Origin of the sequence: Lentilactobacillus farraginis DSM 18382 = JCM 14108, assembly GCF_000583655.1 — a bacterium.
Classification (GTDB): domain Bacteria; phylum Bacillota; class Bacilli; order Lactobacillales; family Lactobacillaceae; genus Lentilactobacillus; species Lentilactobacillus farraginis.
Map to the genome: position 1 here is coordinate 13,631 of NZ_BAKI01000032.1, position 16,939 is coordinate 30,569.

Consider the following 16,939-nt stretch of genomic DNA (forward strand, 5'->3'; position numbering starts at 1 on the left):
TTTTACGCCTCCTGTTTTCGAAGATCAATAAAGTGACCGTGAATTGCTGCAGCAGCAACCATTGCCGGACTAGCCAGATGGGTCCGGGAACCGGCACCTTGGCGGCCTTCAAAGTTTCGATTTGACGTTGAGGCACAGTGAATGCCGGCTGGGACATGATCCGGATTCATTCCCAAACAGGCCGAACACCCCGGCTCCCGCCATTCACAACCGGCGTCCTTGAAAATTTTATCGAGTCCAATTTCTTCAGCTTTTTCTTTAATTGTTCGGGAACCGGGAACCACCCAAGCCGTTAACCCCTCAGCAATGTGATGACCCTTTAAAATCTGAGCAGCAATCTTCAGGTCGGACAACCGACCATTGGTACACGAGCCAAAGAATGCCCACTTAATTGGAATTTCAGTAGCCTTTTCACCCGGCTTCAAACCAATGTAATCATAAGCCTTTCGATCATCTTCATCCTTGATCTCCGGAAAGCGCTGATCAACCGGTACTGCCATCCCTGGATTAGTTCCCCAGGTAACGTAAGGCGCCAAATCGTTCACGTCGAAGTCGATAACTTTATCAAAAGCGGCTTCGTCGTCGGTCTTGAACTGCTGCCAATAAGCAATAGCTTTGTCAATGTTTTTGGGTGCGTATTTTCGGCCCCTTACATAATCAAAGGTCGTCTGGTCCGGCCGAATTGTCCCCACTTTGGCGCCACCTTCAATTGCCATGTTGCAAAGCGTCATCCGTTCTTCCATACTCATATTGGCAATTGTATCGCCATAGAATTCAGCAGCATAACCGGTCCCAAAGGCCACTCCTTCTCTGGCAATAATCCCCATAATAATATCTTTAGCATAAACACCCCGCGGCAATTTTCCGTGAACGTGAATGCCCATTGTCTTGGGCTTGGTCTGCCAAATGGTTTGGGTTGCTAAAACGTGTTCAACTTCACTGGTCCCAATGCCAAAAGCAATTGAACCAAAGGCACCGTGCGTAGCGGTATGAGAATCTCCACAAACAATCACCATCCCCGGCTGGGTCAGGCCCAACTGCGGTCCGATTACGTGAATAATCCCCTGATCTTCATCACCCATTCCCGCTAATCGGACACCAAATTCTTTAGCATTTTTCTGTAAAGTATCAATTTGTTTTCGAGCAATTTCATCTTGAATATTAAAAATATCGACCGTGGGAACGTTATGGTCCATTGTCGCAAACGTCTTGTCAGTCCGGCGAACTTTTCGGTGATTCTCACGTAATCCCTCAAAAGCCTGTGGTGAAGTAACCTCATGCAATAAGTGCAGATCAACATAAATTAATTGCGGCTCGCCCGGCTTTCCGGTAATGACGTGCTTATCCCAAATTTTATCGAACATCGTTTTCGACATATGCGTTCCTTCTTTCGTGAATGTGATTAATAATCGCGGCAGTGACCTGATCGGTAGTCGCCTGACCGCCTAAATCAGGCGTCACACTACCGGTTTCAATCACCGCGTCGACACTACCCGCAATGATATCCGCCAAGTCCGGCCGGTTAAATGAATGCCGCAGCATCATGGCAACCGAATTAATCATCGATAGCGGATTGGCAATCCCCTTCCCCGCAATATCGGGTGCGGAACCGTGAATTGGTTCGTATAAAGCCGGGCCACTCGTCCCCCGGCTCATAGATGGAATGGTACCCAGAGAACCGGTAATCTCAGCGGACTCATCGCTTAAAATATCGCCAAACATATTCTCAGTTAAAATAACATCAAATTGTTCCGGCGCACTGATAATTTTCATAGCCGTTGCATCAACGTAACTGGTATCGTAAGCAACGGTTGGATAATCGGCTGCCACTTCTGCGACCACCTTTCGCCAAAGGTTGCTGGTTGCCAATACATTGGCCTTATCGACTAGTGTCACGTGATGATGACGTTTTTCAGCCATCTCAAATGCTACTTGTGCCACCCGCCGAATCTCGTTTGTCGTATAACGCATCGTATCAATGGCGTGATGCGCATCGATTTCCCTTGGCCGACCGAAGTAAATCCCACTGGTTAATTCACGGACAATCACAAAATCAACAGGTGCCAACTGCTTAATCGGCGAATACTTTTGCATGGCCCGGCTGATCGCCGTTGGCCGGATATTGGCAAACAAATTCAGTTCCTGGCGAATCTGCAGCAGGCCTTTTTCAGGCCGCTTGGGAGCATTGTCCCACTTCGGCCCACCAATCGCAGCCAAGAGGACCGCATCGCTGGCTTTAGCCGAAGCCAAGGTACGCTGTGGCAATGGATCGCCCGTCTGATCAATCCCGGCGCCGCCAAAGGGCTGCTCATCAATTTGATAATCAAACGTCCCCTCACTAACCGCTTTTAAAACGGCCAGCCCTGCGTTCATAATCTCCGGGCCGATGTAATCACCCGGCAAAACCGTAATTTTAGCAGTTTGATTTGGCATTAGTGGACAGCCTCCTTGACTTTATCCATAATCTTTTTAAGATCGTCCTCGGTGACAATTGATTCATTATCGGCAACCCGTTTGAAAATTGGGAAGATTGTCTTCATATCATCCCGGTCAACATCGTAGCCAATTGTATTTAATTTGGCCATTACGGCGTGGGAACCCGACAATTTGCCAAGGGGCAGTGTGGTCTTGTTGGCGCCGACCGATTCGGGCGTCAGAATTTCATAAGTTTGTGGATTCTTCAGCATGCCATCCTGGTGAATGCCGGATTCATGAGCAAAGGCATTGGCACCAACAACGGCTTTATTGTGGGGTACCGGCATGTTGGCAAAATCGCTGATCATATCCGAAATCCGCTTGGTTTCCTTCAAATCAATATTGCTGGTCGCATCATAATAATCTTTACGAACATAAAGTGCGGCGGCAACTTCTTCAAGTGCAGCGTTGCCGGCCCGTTCGCCAATCCCGTTGATCGTCCCTTCAATTCGGGTCGCACCGTTTTCAATCGAAGCCAAACTATTGGCAACCGCCATGCCTAAATCATCGTGGCAGTGAACCGAGAAGGTAATCTCATCAAATTCCTTAACGTTTTCCCGCAGGTTCTTGAAAAGTCGGGCAAATTCCACCGGGTTGGTGTAGCCAACGGTGTCGGGGATGTTGATAACGGTAGCGCCGGCGTGAATGGCCGTTTCAATTGACTCAACCAGAAAATCCGGTTCGGTTCGGGTAGCGTCTTCTGGCGAAAACTCAATGATATCAAAGAATTTATGCGCGTAGGTAACGGAATCACGAATTGAAGCAATCACCTGGTCTTTAGTCATGTGAAGCTTGGACTCCCGGTGAATCGGCTGGTAGCGATAAAGACGTGGACCTGTTTATTAACAGCGTCCTTGGTTGCTTTAACGCAGGCGTCGATATCACCTTTACGGGCTCTGGCCAAGCCGGTAACCTGGGTCTTTCTCACGGCTCTTGAAACGGCCTGAACGGCTTCAAAGTCTTCCGGCGATGCGACGGGAAAGCCGGCTTCAATGACGTCAACCCCCCACTTTTCAAGCTCTTTGGCAATGGCTACCTTCTGTTCAACACTGAAGTTAACCCCGATTGTCTGCTCACCGTCACGCAAAGTTGTATCGAAAAATTGAATTTGTTTTGTCATAATAAAGATCTCCTCGTATTTATAATTTGATTGGTTTCCGAAAAATTTGTAAAAAAATAGTACCACCAGCAACCTGGGGTACTTTCACGGCCCCATTGCTTCCTTAAATAGGGCTCGACTAATTTGTCCGAGTCCTATTTTAGAGTAATAAGGCTAATAACGCAGCTGTTTCAAACACGTTTTGGTTCATATTTACTGAAGTATTTACACCTGTCATCGTCATTTGAAACAACTCCTTTCATTAATCATGGTTTGATTTCTTTAATCGTTTATTTGATACGTTAATACTATGTGTCGGGACTTTCCCGTTTAGTAAGGCCAAAGCCTAAATATGTGTTTAAATTATCGGTGTTAACTTATCGGTTTAAGGCTGGTAACCATAAATGCGGCCAACTCACATTGGAAGTTCTTTGATTTTGATGCATGTCAACCATCTCCTATTAGTTGTTTTAAAATTCGATGAAAAAACGTCCTTTTCAGCCGAAGCCGAAAAGGACGTTTTACCGTGTTACCACCTAAATTCTTCATACACTCACATGCATGAACTCACTGGGTACCAAATTAGTATCTTGATATCCGGACTCTCTTAAGGGAAGTCATACCCAAGTCCCTCGAAAAGGACTTTCGCTCACATGCATTTTCATCGGCCGGGAAAGTACATCTTCTCATCAACGATGCTTGCTTTAAAATTCGCCGGTCATTACTAAACATGTGATTAACACGTCGTTCATCGAATTGATTGGTGCTAGTATACAAAGCATCCCTACAACTTGTCAACATGAAATTTTAATTGTTTTCTTTTTATTTTCACATTTTGTTGTCGACTTGTAACGCTAAAGCATAACAAGAATATCATCATTTTTACTTAAATAAATAGCAGCAGAACGCCCTGAGTAATCAAGGAAATGCTGTTTCCAAGCATTTTGCGAAAGATATCGCCCTTAACAACACTATTTTTAATCAGTTATCAAAAAAGCAAAGAAGCTGCCGACCATGTTTCGGTCAAAGCAGCTTCTTACCTCAAATAATTCAGGGATAACCCTAATTTTCTCATTTGATATTTTACTGAACAATCCAGCTTGGGGTTGTCGAATATTTAGTATAAGTTGTCTGCCGATCGATCAAATAAAGCTGGTGTTGATTCAGCAGTCTGACATTATACGTATACTTTTCACTGGTTGGCGAAATAATCCGGAAATCTTGATAGCTCGAATATGTCCAGCCGGTAATTCGATAAGTATGATACCCCAGATACTTATACTTAATGTACGTTAAGCCATATGGATTGGTTCTTAAATAACCGCCATAGGCCGAAGAATATTGCAGTTTATTCATTCCGGTATGTCTTTTCCAGTATTGCAAATACGATTGCTTCCCCAAATACCAGCATCCCCGTAATGCCTTTGGGGTTCCACTGTGATAAGCACTTGCCTTCACATCGGAATTCAATAGAAACGCTCCCCCTAAAAGAAATCCTAAAACAATTAATTTCTGAGAACGCATAATCCAAATACCTCCAAAAGTTAAAAATCCCTAACGAAAATAGTATATCACTTTTGGCGGGTATGGTGCGTTAGTTTATTAATAATGATTTGATGATCATCTACTATTGATTCGTTAATTATACATTGCAATTAATTAAGTTGTGATCTGCTAATATGAGCTGACAGCTCACTTTCTAGTTCTTACCACTGCTGTTTTCTGATCTTTCGAATCAGGGCCTCCTTGTACAGGCCATCTTTTAGAATACGTTTCAGGTCGTGCGTCTTGATAAATCGAATAATAGCCATTTCGAAGCCTCCTTGTCTGATCATAATCAATCGTTGCCTGTAGGTACCCAGATCGTTCGTGATCCAAGCTGGCAATGACATTTCCCAATGGATCAATGGCTTTACTGTGACCAAAGAAATCCAATTGCCTATCAAAGCCGATCCGGTTGGCGGCGACAATCGGAATAATATTGTCCAGGGCCCGGGCCCGAACGCAAAGTTCCCAATCGTGGATCCGGGGCCGTTCCCAATTAGTTGAAACTGTTAATAAATCAGCGTGCTTTAACGCTAAAATTCGGGCTGCTTCCGGGAAAAAAGTATCATAACAGATCATCATCCCAATTGTCCCAATTTTAGTTTCAAATACCGGATAGTTCTTACCCGGCGTGAAGTAACGCTGCTCAGTATCAAATAAATGCACCTTTCGATAAACGCCAACCGTCTGCCCGTGGTCATCAATCAACACCGTTGCGTTATATATTTTTTGGGGCGTCAGCGGGTCACGTTCCGCAAAGCCAAAAATCAAATGAACGTGGTAACGCGCTGCAACTTTTTTCATCAATTGAACAGCGGGCCCGGAAACGGGTTCGGCCAATTGATAAAACGCATCGCCGCATTCATATCCCGTGGTACTCAATTCTGGAAAGATAATTAGTTGCGTATCGGCATAATGGCTTTTAATCTGATCAACCCAGTCAGCCATTGCTTTTAAATTAAACATGACGCGTTTTAGTTGTGGTTGAAATTGAACAGCTGCAACTTGTACTTTCATTTTAAGAAGCCCCCTTTATATCTAAACTGCCCTTAATAAATGTGTATTAAAATTATTTAATGTTATGTTTTCTAACATTTGTTGACTTATTATAATCTTTTTTCTTAATCAGTCAATCCTATTTCGCCTTTTAAACGCCTACTTTTTGAAAAAAGCCTTTAAAATAAGCATTTCTATTACATCTGTTTTCCATTATAAGCTGATCTTATTTCAAAATAAATAATCAAAATCGCTAATCCATTGACTCGCAACGTTTTTCGGCATAAACTGCAAGTGTAATCTGATATTGGACCGGTCCGATAATCAAATTGGTTGTTAATTAATGACTGTTATTTTTTGGAGGGATTCAAATGCCAAACTACGATTCCGATGATTATTTACGAAAAGTCAATTTATACTGGCAAGCTGCCAATTATCTTTCAGTTGGCCAACTTTTCTTGCGAAACAATCCGTTACTAAAACGACCGTTGGTTGCCGATGACGTTAAAATCAAACCAATTGGTCACTGGGGCACGATTGCCTCTCAAAACTTTATGTATGCCCATTTGAATCGGGTTATCAAAAAGTACGACTTGAATATGTTTTACATTGAAGGTTCCGGCCATGGTGGTCAGGTAATGGTCTCCAACTCTTATCTTGACGGCAGTTATAGCGAAATTTATCCTAAAATTCCGCAAAACGAAACCGGTTTGCAACGTCTTTTTAAACAATTCTCATTTCCAGGCGGTATTGCCTCACATGCTGCTCCTGAAACACCGGGCTCAATGCATGAAGGCGGCGAACTGGGCTACTCAATCTCTCATGGAACCGGTGCAATCTTAGATAATCCGGACGTGATTGCTGCTGTAGAAATTGGTGACGGTGAAGCCGAAACCGGTCCCCTGGCAGCTTCCTGGTTCTCCAATAAATTCATCAATCCAATTGGTGACGGTGCCGTTTTGCCAATGCTGAATCTTAATGGATTTAAGATCTCCAATCCAACCATCCTGTCGCGGATGAGTGATCAAGAACTTACCAGCTATTTTGAGGGCCTGGGTTGGCAACCTTACTTTGTTGAAACCGATGGTGATCCCAAGGATTACGCACGTGTTCATAAAGCAATGGCCGTTACTATGGACACCATTATTTTGAAGATTAAGACTATTCAAAGAAATGCCCGTGATCATCAGGATGCGTCACTACCACATTGGCCAATGTTAATCCTACGCTCGCCAAAGGGTTGGACAGGCCCAAAGACCGATTTGGCCGGCAACCCAATTGAAAACTCATTTCGAGCTCATCAAGTACCAATCCCAGTCACTGCCAAGGATATGACGCACAAAGATATGCTGGTGACCTGGTTGAAATCTTATCATCCAAATGATTTATTCAATCAAAACGGCAGTATCAAACAAGCAATCAGGGAAACCACGCCGAACGGCAATCAACGAATGGCCATGAATCCGATAACCAATGGTGGGATTGCCGCTAAAAAACTGACAATGCCTAATCCAAGCGACTTTGCCCTTAAAATTAAGCAGCCCGGAGCACTCCAAGCTCAAGATACTGAGGTGCTTTCTCATTTCTATACCGGCATTATGAAACAAAACCCAACAACTTTCCGGGCATTTGGACCTGACGAGACCAAATCCAACCGTTTCTTCTCAATGCTGGACTATGGCAAACGCCAGTGGTTGGAACCTATCAAAAATTCAAATGATGAAAACATGGCTAATGAAGGTCGGACAATTGATTCACAGCTATCGGAACATCAGGCGGAAGGCTGGCTGGAAGGCTACGTTCTAAGTGGCCGACACGGTTTCTTTGCTTCCTACGAAGCATTTACCCGGGTAATTGACTCCATGCTGACCCAGCATTATAAATGGCTGCGAAAGGCTTCTGAACAGTCATGGCGAAATGACTATCCATCCTTAAACATCATGAATGTCTCCCACGCTTTTCAACAGGATCATAACGGCTATACCCATCAGGATCCCGGCATGCTTGGGCATCTGGCAGAAAAGGGCCATGAGCTGGTTAACGAATATATCCCTGCAGATGCCAATTCGCTCTTAGCCGTCATGAATACAGCACTGCAATCCCGGGAAAAAATCAATCTGATTGTGGCTTCCAAGCATCCTCGACCACAATGGTTCTCGATTGACGAAGCCACCAAGCTGGTCGATCATGGCTTGGGAATTGTACCATGGGCTTCAAATGACCAAGACGATGATCCGGATATCATTTTTGCAACTGCCGGAACGGAAGCAACGATGGAAAGTTTGGCAGCAATTGATTTATTGCATCAGGCTTTCCCGAAACTCAAAGTTCGATTTATCAACATTGTCGATATTTTGAAGCTGCGGCCGGCAAATGAAGATCAGGATAGAAGAGGCCTGACCAACGTTGAATTTGACAAGCTGTTTACAACCACCAAGCCGGTAATTCTTGCCTTTCACGGTTTTGAAAATACCTTCAGAGGATTGGTTTATCATCGTCATAATCACAACATCAGTTTCCATGGCTACCGTGAAAACGGTGATATCACCACGCCTTTTGATATGCGGGTGCTAAATGAATTGGATCGCTATCACTTGGCAAAGGATGCCGTCAGCCGAACCAAGTTCAATCAGGAAGCTGATAGCTTTAAACAGCAAATGGATCACATGCTTCAAAAGCATCATGATTATATCCGCAAATACGGCACTGACATCCCTGAAGTGCAAAACTGGCAGTGGTCCGGTGCCCTTAACCACCGCACAACTATCAATTCCTAAGTCATATAAATCCGTCATTAAAACACGCTAAGATTATGAGGCTGAGACAAAAGTAATTTTGTCCAGCCCCTTTTTTACGTAATTACGATTATTACCGAGTGCAAACGTGCGCCAAAAGGCAGCTTTCTGCCTCGTAACCGTCTTTTATATTACTCTCCGTCATTTGCGTTGCCCTGCTGCTAATCGTTTATTTTGGCGTCGCCTTTGTCAGCCAGAGAAAATATTGTATACTAAGTCATGGATTTTTATCTATCAAGCATTAAGGCCATTGGTTGTTAAATTTATAAAACGAGGAGCGTTCTTAGTGGCAAAAACACGCGGTCAATTTATTAAATATTCACTATTGGGATTCGCTATTTTTAGCATTATCATGGGCTTGGCCTTTTGGAAAATCGGTAATGCCCAGACCTATCAGGCCGTTCATCGGCAGCGGTTCATCACGTCGAAAGCTTCAAAAATTCACCTAACAAGCCGTGAGAAACGGGTTGCCAAAAAGTACCGTCTAAACCGGATACAGACCAGAACCGCAACGAAGATTTCACTCACAGCTATCGGTGATTCCGTGATGGTCGATGTCAAGCCGAATTTAAAACAGGTCTTCCCCACAGTGCCGTCAGCGGTTCAGTCGGCCGGCAATTCTATTCCCTGCCCAAAATCGTCCGACAACTGAAGGCCCATGGCCACTTAGCTAAGTATATTGTGATTAATTTGGGCACCAACGGTCCACCAACCAAACATGATATTAATTCGGTTCTCAAAACCGTTGGCAGTAAACGGCAAATCTTTTGGATCAACACACGGGTGCCCCGCCATTGGCAGAACACGACCAATCGCTTGATCAGCCAAACTGCTAAAAAGCATGCCAACGTCCACGTTGTTAACTGGTATCGTGCCAGCAAAGGCCATGCCGGCTGGTTTGCCAGCGACCGGGTCCACGTAGATTTAACCGGTGCGATTCACTACACCCATACATTGGCGGCTGAAATTGCCAAGGATTTGAATTAACAAAACGCAGTGTCACGAACGATTCAAAATAGTCGTGGCCACTGCGTTTTTAATACCGTTGCTCAAAAATACCAACATTACCGAACCAGTTTAGTTTCAACTAGCGCAACATCAATTTTAATTCGTCAAAGACCACCGGCAGCTTTTTATCATGACCAGGATCGGTGAAATGATGGCCTGATGGCATCAACACAAATTTCGAATGGAGGTGACGGGCTAATGTCAACGTATAAGGATACGGTACGCTATTATCATTGAGCGCTGAAATGACCGTTACCCGTCTAATTTTAGGAAGGATATTTGTGTAGTCAACCGGATGCACTGTAAAAGCGTCCAAGTTCGGTAGTGTCCAGATCGGTTCATCAAAGCCCGACACCAACAACACATTCACGTCCTTAATGTCATATTGCGCCAGAAAATGCAGCACCTGAATACAGCCCAAACTGTGCCCAACCAAGGTAATGCCGTCTGCTGCTTTAATGTGCTGGTCACAGTAACGATCCCAAGCCTGTTTATCAGGATGGTTGGAATCCGGAAAGTTCAACTTTTTAAATGGAATTCGCAATTGCTGCTCAACCTGCTTTTCCAACCATGGAAACCAATGGTCATGGGCAAATGACGTGTAACCGTGAAACATGTAAATCATTTGTTCTGACATACCAAAAACGCCTCTTTTCAAATCTCTTTACGATTGATTATAAGCTATTTTAGGCTCTAATTGGCAGCCATTTTGGTTGCGTTAACTTTTTTAATCATTTTAACAGCCATTAAGCATCAAAGTACGTCTTCTTTTCCCAATCAGTCACGCTTAATTGAAATTGCGTCAGCTCGGCCTGCTTAATCTGTAAGTATTTGGCAACTACCGGCCCCAATGACTCGCCAAGTGTTTGATCGTTTTTCAAATTAACCAATGCCTTGGGAAGCGACGATGGCAATTGCACAATTTCCTGATCCTGACGCTGTTTGGCAGACATTTGATAAATACTGTCCTCAACGTTTGCGGGTGGCGTTAATTTTTGCTTAATACCGGCCAATCCTGCCGCCAAAACAGCCGCGATTGCCAGATACGGGTTGGCTGAAGGATCACCGCTGCGCAATTCCAGTCGGGTTGCCGGCCCCCTGCCATCCGGAACCCGAACCAGCGCCGTCCGGTTGGCCATTGCCCAGGCAACATAGGTCGGGGCTTCATAACCGGGAACCAATCGTTTATAACTATTAATAGTCGGATTGGTAATGGCGGTAAAGGCCTGCGCGTGAGCCAAAACACCGGCAAGATAGTGTGTGGCCAGTGAGGATAAGCCATTGACAGCCTTGGGATCATCAAATAAATTGTGATCATCATCAAACAATGATGTATTCAAATGCATCCCGGAACCGTTCATCCCTGCCAGCGGTTTTGGCATGAAGGTTGCCCGCAACCCGTATTTAACTGCAATTGCTTTGGTCGTTAACTTTAACAGCTGAATCCGATCGGCCGTTATTACCGCGTCATCAAAGCGAAAATCGATTTCACACTGTCCAGGCGCCACTTCATGGTGATTGGCTTCAATTAAAAAGCCCATTTTCTTTAGTGTGTTCACAGTCTCACGCCGACAGGCCTCACCGGCATCATCCGGATAAACGTCAAAGTAGGAAGCCTGATCATTCAGCTCAGCGGTCGGATGACCGGCATCATCGGTTTTAAACAGAAAGTACTCCATTTCGGCACCGACATTAAGATGCCCGCAGCCAATCTCGGCCAACGATTTATCCAATCGTTTCAAAACATACCGGGGATCACCGGCAAACGGCGAACCATCACTATTGTGAACGTCACAAATCAGTGAAGCCGTTTTGCCGCCCGTTGTAATCCATGGATAAATGGTCCAAGTGTCCAAGTCCGGATAAAGGTACATATCAGAATTCTGAATCGGTAAAAAACCGGTAATTGAAGAACCATCAATCTTAATCTGATTGCTTAACGCTTCATCCAACAAGCTAACCGGAATTTCAACGTTTTTCAACCTGCCGTTAAGATCGGAAAAGGTCATTCTTAAATATTCAATCTCTTCATCTTTTGCCAATTTGCGAATATCTGCAGCTGTTTTCATCAAAAGCCCCCTGAACGGTTTATTTTAGGAATTCCAGATTTTATTTTGAGGGATCCCTTAATCAGTATTATACACGTAATATCTTCTGACATCAGATTTTTTCTGAAAAAACTGTTGATTTTTATAAGAGTGGTCCGAAAGGCGGTTTTGTCCAGGCCCCGTCGCATAATCACGATTATTACCGAGCCAAAACGTGGTCCGAAAGGCAACTTCCTGCCACATAAGCGACTTATCCAAACATTCAAGCCCGGAATATTCGGATAAGTCGCTTATGTTCTGGAAGTTAACCGCCTTTCGGACCACTCTCACGAAAATATAAAACCCCTGATGCCATCATATCAGGGGTTAAATTGCCGATTTCGTTAGTAAATGAGATTATTGAAGTTATCTTTTGTGACGTCTTTGAAACCGTCACCTCCCTTCAGTGAACTACTCGGCCATGAATGACCGAGCTTCTGGGAACACGAAGTAGTATTTAGGCTGTTATATCGGTATACCGAACACCTAACTTACAGAACCCCGCTCTTTTACCATGGCTAGTCCCTAACCAGTAGCTTTTAAGCCGCGCTTCAGGATATTAACTGCCGCATTAATATCCCGGTCGTGATGAGTTTGGCACTTCTGACACGTCCATTCCCGAATTGCTAAGAGTTTGGCGCCACCATTGTGCCCGCAAGCTGAGCAGATTCGGGAAGTGTTGTTGGCGCTGACCACCACTAATTGCTTCCCGTACCAGTCACATTTGTATTCAAGCATAACTCTAAATTGATACCAACTGGCGTTAGCGATGGCCTTAGCCAGGTGGTGATTGCGCATCAGATTTTTGGTTTTCAAATCTTCAATCACAATCACATCGTACTTCCGAACTAAGGCTGTCGTCAGTTTGTGCAGGTAATCCTTGCGCTGGTTGGCAATTTTAGCTTGATACCGGGCTTTGGTCATTTTTGCCCGTTGCCAATTTTGGTAATCGTTAAGTTCCATCTTAAGCAATTTATGATGGTGATTCCATTGACGCATCGCAACGGTCGCCTGGTGCTTACGTCGACTGAACTTGGCCTGCCACCGTTGGGCTTGCTTTTCCAGCCACCGCGCATTGAACGTCCCATATTTTACCCCAGTGGAATCAATTGCTAAATCAGCCACGCCCAAGTCTAAACCGACCTGCTGATTGGTTTTGGGCAGGTCGTGAACTTCAGTTTCCACTTGGAGCGAAATGTAGTAACGGCCGGTGGCGTCATGGCTAATCGTGTAGCGCTTAATTTTACCATTGGCCAAGCGGCCCGTCTTGCTGGTCCGAATACTCCCGATTTTCGGCAGTTTTAACCGCCGCTTAGCTTCCACGAAACAGGTTGAACGGCCCGTATAGGCTTGCTTAGCGCTACGGCGGGATTTGAACCGGGGATGGCCACCCCGATGTTGGAATAAGTTCTGAAAAGACGTCGCGAGGTTATGGTCAACCACCAAAAAGCTGGTGGCGTCACTTAACTTTAAAAAGGGGTACTCTTTCTTGAGCGGTTTCAGCAGATAGTTCATGTCATATTCGCCAATGAACCTACTGGCCGGATTATTTTCATAACGCTGGTTAGCCATCGCTAACATGTGATTCCAGACAAACCGATCATTGCCAAACATTTGCCACAATAAATTAATTTGCGGTTGGTTCGGGTATAAGCGTAGTTTAATCCCTTTAACTACTGTCGTCATATAGGGGCCTCCTCTCGTTACTTTACTGACTGATCTTGCTAAGTAAGATTCTTGATCATGACCGGTCCCTTACCAGTACCACGCTTTTAATCGCAGATCCCGATAAGCGGTCATTTAGTTAATCTAAGGAAACTTAGCTTAACTATTATAACATATGGTTATTGTTGATACACACATGTATTTTAGAATATTTTCAATATTTATTGATTTGATGATTATTAGAACCGTTTTTTAAATGCAAAAAGAAGCAATTCATCACGTCCTTAAAAGAACGTGTTTTCTTGCCCCTATATCAAAAATTAATCAGGTTAATCCTTAACCGTTTGATAGGCTGCATGCCGGGTATCCACATCATTAATCGCAACAATCAGGTTAATCAATTCGTTAATTTGATTAATGACCTCGTCAGCCCCGGCAGCTTCCAATTTTTCAACCGCTTGATTCCGCAACTCATTCTTTTCAGCAATGGTCAGTAAGTCAAATTCACCTTCTGACAAACCGATTAACTGGCCGCCTTCCACAACCCCGACTGAAAGTGCTTGAATTGTCTGCCCTGTCAACATATCTCTGGGCATATCCCCTATTCTAATCACATTTTGAGGCCGCGTAACCGATAACCCCGCCAAGTGATCAACAATCTGATTAATTTCAGAACTGGCCGTATCGCCCGGTTCAAAAGTCACATTGGCTTTAGGGTGAAACCCTTGTTGGGCAGCCAACGGTAATACCTGTGCCAGCCAACTTTGAGGAAACTTGGTCGTGGCAATGTAGGGAATCTTTTGGAAATTCAAATAATCGACCAGTTCTTTAACACCGGGTTTGAAATGGGCAGCCTCTTTCAAAGCCGGTCCAATTGCCCGTTGGTACTGTTGATAAACCTTTTCCACCGCGCCATTCAAGGAATCATCCGGATAATTGGACAACCACTCAAAGCCGATTTGCGAATTACGCAACAACTTTTTTGTGTGGGCCAAACCGTTTAATCCTTGATCCAACCGAATATTGGCAAGCGGCACCTGGATGCCAAAATAGGCAAAGGCTTGTTTTAAAGCAATAACCGGTGCTTGGGCGCCGTAATCCATTACCGTACCGTCCCAATCAAACACGACTGCTTGAATCAAACCAATCACTCCTCGCTTATTTTCCATGCATTTATTTCATCATTTAATCAGCTGAGATATCAATTTTATAAATTTAATTGTCGGGTCAAAGCCACGTATTCTGAAGGAACGGAGTTTGTAACTAAGCCAATTTCCCGACTTGTTAATTGTATCGAAACAGCGTAAATTTTCCGTAAAATCCATGTAAGCAATTGTAAAACTTGCAAAAAACAGCTACTATTAACAATTACGTTATTAAGTCGTCCGAATTGACAACCAATTTAATTATTAATAAACGCTAATTAAGACTCTACCGGATAAAAATTGGCATCTAAATCAGCATGCATTTTCACCCTTAATGAATGGCTTAGAAACCAACGTCACAATTCGGGGAAAAAGCCGGCCAACTTAGCATTGACAAACATCAGCCATGACTATATGCTGGTATAAAAATGAGACGAATACTAATATGATTTCAAACGCCTGCTACATAGCTCATCGTTAATTAGTATTTCTTTAATCATTATTATTTTAATATAATTGGAGGACTTAGATTTATGGGAAAGCAACTTACTGGGACCGATGCCGTTAAGCGGGGAATGGCCCAAATGCAAAAAAACGGCGTCATTATGGACGTCGTTAATCCGGAACAGGCAAAAATCGCCGAAGATGCTGGTGCCGTTGCCGTAATGGCACTGGAACGCGTCCCGGCCGATATTCGAAAAGCTGGTGGGGTTGCCCGGATGTCCGACCCGGCAATGGTTGAATCAATTATGAATGCTGTTTCGATTCCAGTAATGGCCAAAGCGCGAATTGGTCATTCCGCCGAAGCCCGGGTTCTTGAAGCCGTTGGCGTGGATTACATCGATGAAAGTGAAGTCTTAACACCGGCTGACAATCAATACCACATCTTAAAGAACGAATATACTGTTCCGTTCGTTTGCGGCTGCCGAAATTTAGGTGAAGCACTACGTCGAATCGGCGAAGGTGCCGCCATGCTGCGGACCAAAGGTGAGCCGGGAACCGGCAACATCGTTGAAGCCGTGACTCATATTCGCAAAGTTCAGACTCAGATCAGAGACGTTGCAGCTGCCAAACCGGATCAGCTCATGACCATCGCCCGGGATTTAAGAGCACCATACGAATTGGTCAAATGGGTCCATGAAAACGGTAAACTGCCGGTTATTAATTTCGCTGCCGGTGGCGTTTCAACACCTGCCGATGCTGCTTTGTTGATGAACCTGGGTGCGGACGGCATCTTCGTTGGTTCCGGAATCTTCAAATCCAAGAATCCGGCTAAATTTGCCAAGGCCATTGTGCAGGCAACCGCCCACCCAACCGATTACCATCTGATCGCTGAAGTTTCCAAAAACCTTGGCGATCCAATGAAGGGCATCGACATGTCGGAACTAAGTGAAGCCGACTTGATGGAAACCCGCGGCAACTAGAAGGGAGTCTGACTGAATGATTGGTGTTTTATCGCTTCAAGGTGCAATCAGCGAACATGCCAACGCCTTAAACAAGCTCGGCGTTGAGAACAAGCCGATTCTTAATCAAGCAGATTTAGCCGGTATTGACGGCTTAATTATTCCCGGCGGTGAAAGTACGGCTATCAAAAAATTAATGACCTACAACCAGCTCTTTCCAAAAATTAAAGAGCTGATTCAAGCCGGCCTGCCGACTTTTGGGACCTGTGCCGGGATGGTACTTTTATCTCAGCCGGAATCTTTTAATATGTTAAAGGCCACTGTGGTCCGCAACGGCTTTGGCCGCCAGCAGCAGAGCTTTGAAGAAAGTCTACACTTCGATGCCTTGGCTGATCCGTTCCATGCAATCTTTATCCGGGCACCCTATTTAACAGACGTTTCGGCGGATATCAACGTGCTGGCCAAAATTAACGACAAGGCTGTAGCAGTTTCAAAAGATCATGTTCTGGCAACCGCCTTTCATCCTGAATTAACGGATGATTGCCGACTCCATGAATACTTTATCGATCACTTCGTTCATTAGCATTTTATTAAGATGACAAATTTACAGCTTAAGCCAAATGATTTGGAAATTAAAAATGAACGGGTGGCTGGAAGTTGCCTTTCGGTACACGTTTCCTCTCGGCAATAATCGTAAGTAAATAAAACGGAACCGGACAAA

At 44.5% G+C, this 16,939-nt stretch carries 13 protein-coding genes and 1 pseudogene; 5 read left to right on the plus strand and 9 right to left on the minus strand.

The window, feature by feature from the left end; genetic code table 11:
* Nucleotides 1-2: 2 nt before the first annotated feature.
* The 5 genes and pseudogenes from leuC to JCM14108_RS10080 all read right to left on the minus strand — a co-directional run bounded on the left by leuC (nucleotide 3) and on the right by JCM14108_RS10080 (nucleotide 6,136).
* Entirely contained in the window at nucleotides 3-1,376 is a 1,374-nt protein-coding gene (gene leuC, locus JCM14108_RS10060) for a 3-isopropylmalate dehydratase large subunit (RefSeq protein ID WP_035180644.1), read from the minus strand.
* Complete coding sequence (gene leuB, locus JCM14108_RS10065; protein WP_035180645.1) at nucleotides 1,354-2,433, minus strand: 3-isopropylmalate dehydrogenase; 1,080 nt, start codon at nucleotides 2,431-2,433, stop codon at nucleotides 1,354-1,356. Before leuB ends, leuC begins: the two co-directional genes overlap by 23 nt.
* Nucleotides 2,433-3,595: pseudogene (locus tag JCM14108_RS10070) on the minus strand (2-isopropylmalate synthase). Before JCM14108_RS10070 ends, leuB begins: the two are co-directional and overlap by 1 nt.
* A gap of 1,062 nt (nucleotides 3,596-4,657) precedes the next feature.
* Complete coding sequence (locus JCM14108_RS10075; RefSeq protein WP_035180646.1) at nucleotides 4,658-5,098, minus strand: hypothetical protein; 441 nt, start codon at nucleotides 5,096-5,098, stop codon at nucleotides 4,658-4,660.
* Nucleotides 5,099-5,266: 168 nt separating this feature from the next.
* Nucleotides 5,267-6,136 carry a carbon-nitrogen hydrolase family protein gene (locus JCM14108_RS10080; protein ID WP_035180648.1) on the minus strand — a complete coding sequence of 290 codons (870 nt, stop codon included), beginning with the start codon at nucleotides 6,134-6,136 and terminating at the stop codon, nucleotides 5,267-5,269.
* 350 nt (nucleotides 6,137-6,486) lie between these two features.
* Here JCM14108_RS10080 and JCM14108_RS10085 point away from each other — a divergent pair, with 350 nt between their 5' ends.
* From JCM14108_RS10085 to JCM14108_RS15455, 3 genes are all read left to right on the plus strand, one after another.
* Nucleotides 6,487-8,892, plus strand: a complete 2,406-nt coding sequence (locus JCM14108_RS10085; protein ID WP_035180649.1) for a phosphoketolase family protein — start codon at nucleotides 6,487-6,489, stop codon at nucleotides 8,890-8,892.
* A 304-nt stretch (nucleotides 8,893-9,196) separates the two neighbouring features.
* Nucleotides 9,197-9,562, plus strand: a complete 366-nt coding sequence (locus JCM14108_RS15450) for a hypothetical protein (protein ID WP_237745798.1) — start codon at nucleotides 9,197-9,199, stop codon at nucleotides 9,560-9,562.
* A 29-nt stretch (nucleotides 9,563-9,591) separates the two neighbouring features.
* Nucleotides 9,592-9,897: an SGNH/GDSL hydrolase family protein gene (locus tag JCM14108_RS15455; RefSeq protein ID WP_237745799.1), complete on the plus strand. Its 306-nt coding sequence runs from the start codon at nucleotides 9,592-9,594 to the stop codon at nucleotides 9,895-9,897.
* Nucleotides 9,898-9,997: 100 nt separating this feature from the next.
* Here the strand turns inward: JCM14108_RS15455 and JCM14108_RS10095 are convergent, their stop codons facing one another.
* The 4 genes from JCM14108_RS10095 to JCM14108_RS10115 form a co-directional block, all read right to left on the minus strand.
* On the minus strand, nucleotides 9,998-10,555 hold the full coding sequence (locus JCM14108_RS10095; RefSeq protein WP_035180650.1) for an RBBP9/YdeN family alpha/beta hydrolase: 558 nt from the start codon (nucleotides 10,553-10,555) through the stop codon (nucleotides 9,998-10,000).
* Between the two features lie 109 nt (nucleotides 10,556-10,664).
* Nucleotides 10,665-11,987 carry a type I glutamate--ammonia ligase gene (glnA, locus tag JCM14108_RS10100; protein ID WP_035180652.1) on the minus strand — a complete coding sequence of 441 codons (1,323 nt, stop codon included), beginning with the start codon at nucleotides 11,985-11,987 and terminating at the stop codon, nucleotides 10,665-10,667.
* Nucleotides 11,988-12,530: 543 nt separating this feature from the next.
* Nucleotides 12,531-13,691 (minus strand): RNA-guided endonuclease TnpB family protein, encoded by a 1,161-nt coding sequence (locus tag JCM14108_RS10110; RefSeq protein WP_035180654.1) that lies wholly within the window; start codon nucleotides 13,689-13,691, stop codon nucleotides 12,531-12,533.
* Nucleotides 13,692-13,999: 308 nt separating this feature from the next.
* Nucleotides 14,000-14,812 carry an HAD family hydrolase gene (locus JCM14108_RS10115; RefSeq protein ID WP_051996135.1) on the minus strand — a complete coding sequence of 271 codons (813 nt, stop codon included), beginning with the start codon at nucleotides 14,810-14,812 and terminating at the stop codon, nucleotides 14,000-14,002.
* Between the two features lie 536 nt (nucleotides 14,813-15,348).
* Between JCM14108_RS10115 and pdxS the strand changes: the two genes are divergently transcribed.
* Complete coding sequence (gene pdxS, locus JCM14108_RS10120) at nucleotides 15,349-16,239, plus strand: pyridoxal 5'-phosphate synthase lyase subunit PdxS (RefSeq protein ID WP_035180655.1); 891 nt, start codon at nucleotides 15,349-15,351, stop codon at nucleotides 16,237-16,239.
* A 16-nt stretch (nucleotides 16,240-16,255) separates the two neighbouring features.
* Nucleotides 16,256-16,801: a pyridoxal 5'-phosphate synthase glutaminase subunit PdxT gene (pdxT, locus tag JCM14108_RS10125; protein ID WP_035180657.1), complete on the plus strand. Its 546-nt coding sequence runs from the start codon at nucleotides 16,256-16,258 to the stop codon at nucleotides 16,799-16,801.
* Nucleotides 16,802-16,939: the final 138 nt, after the last annotated feature.

What these genes read in the sequence shown, in the direction of transcription:
- JCM14108_RS10085 (WP_035180649.1), top strand. Translation starts at nt 6,487, where the DNA reads ATGCCAAACTACGATTCCGATGATTATTTACGAAAAGTCAATTTATAC.
- pdxS (WP_035180655.1), top strand. Translation starts at nt 15,349, where the DNA reads ATGGGAAAGCAACTTACTGGGACCGATGCCGTTAAGCGGGGAATGGCC.
- glnA (WP_035180652.1), bottom strand. Translation starts at nt 11,987, where the DNA reads ATGAAAACAGCTGCAGATATTCGCAAATTGGCAAAAGATGAAGAGATT.
- JCM14108_RS10075 (WP_035180646.1), bottom strand. Translation starts at nt 5,098, where the DNA reads ATGCGTTCTCAGAAATTAATTGTTTTAGGATTTCTTTTAGGGGGAGCG.
- pdxT (WP_035180657.1), top strand. Translation starts at nt 16,256, where the DNA reads ATGATTGGTGTTTTATCGCTTCAAGGTGCAATCAGCGAACATGCCAAC.
- JCM14108_RS10080 (WP_035180648.1), bottom strand. Translation starts at nt 6,136, where the DNA reads ATGAAAGTACAAGTTGCAGCTGTTCAATTTCAACCACAACTAAAACGC.
- JCM14108_RS10095 (WP_035180650.1), bottom strand. Translation starts at nt 10,555, where the DNA reads ATGTCAGAACAAATGATTTACATGTTTCACGGTTACACGTCATTTGCC.
- JCM14108_RS10110 (WP_035180654.1), bottom strand. Translation starts at nt 13,691, where the DNA reads ATGACGACAGTAGTTAAAGGGATTAAACTACGCTTATACCCGAACCAA.
- leuB (WP_035180645.1), bottom strand. Translation starts at nt 2,433, where the DNA reads ATGCCAAATCAAACTGCTAAAATTACGGTTTTGCCGGGTGATTACATC.
- leuC (WP_035180644.1), bottom strand. Translation starts at nt 1,376, where the DNA reads ATGTCGAAAACGATGTTCGATAAAATTTGGGATAAGCACGTCATTACC.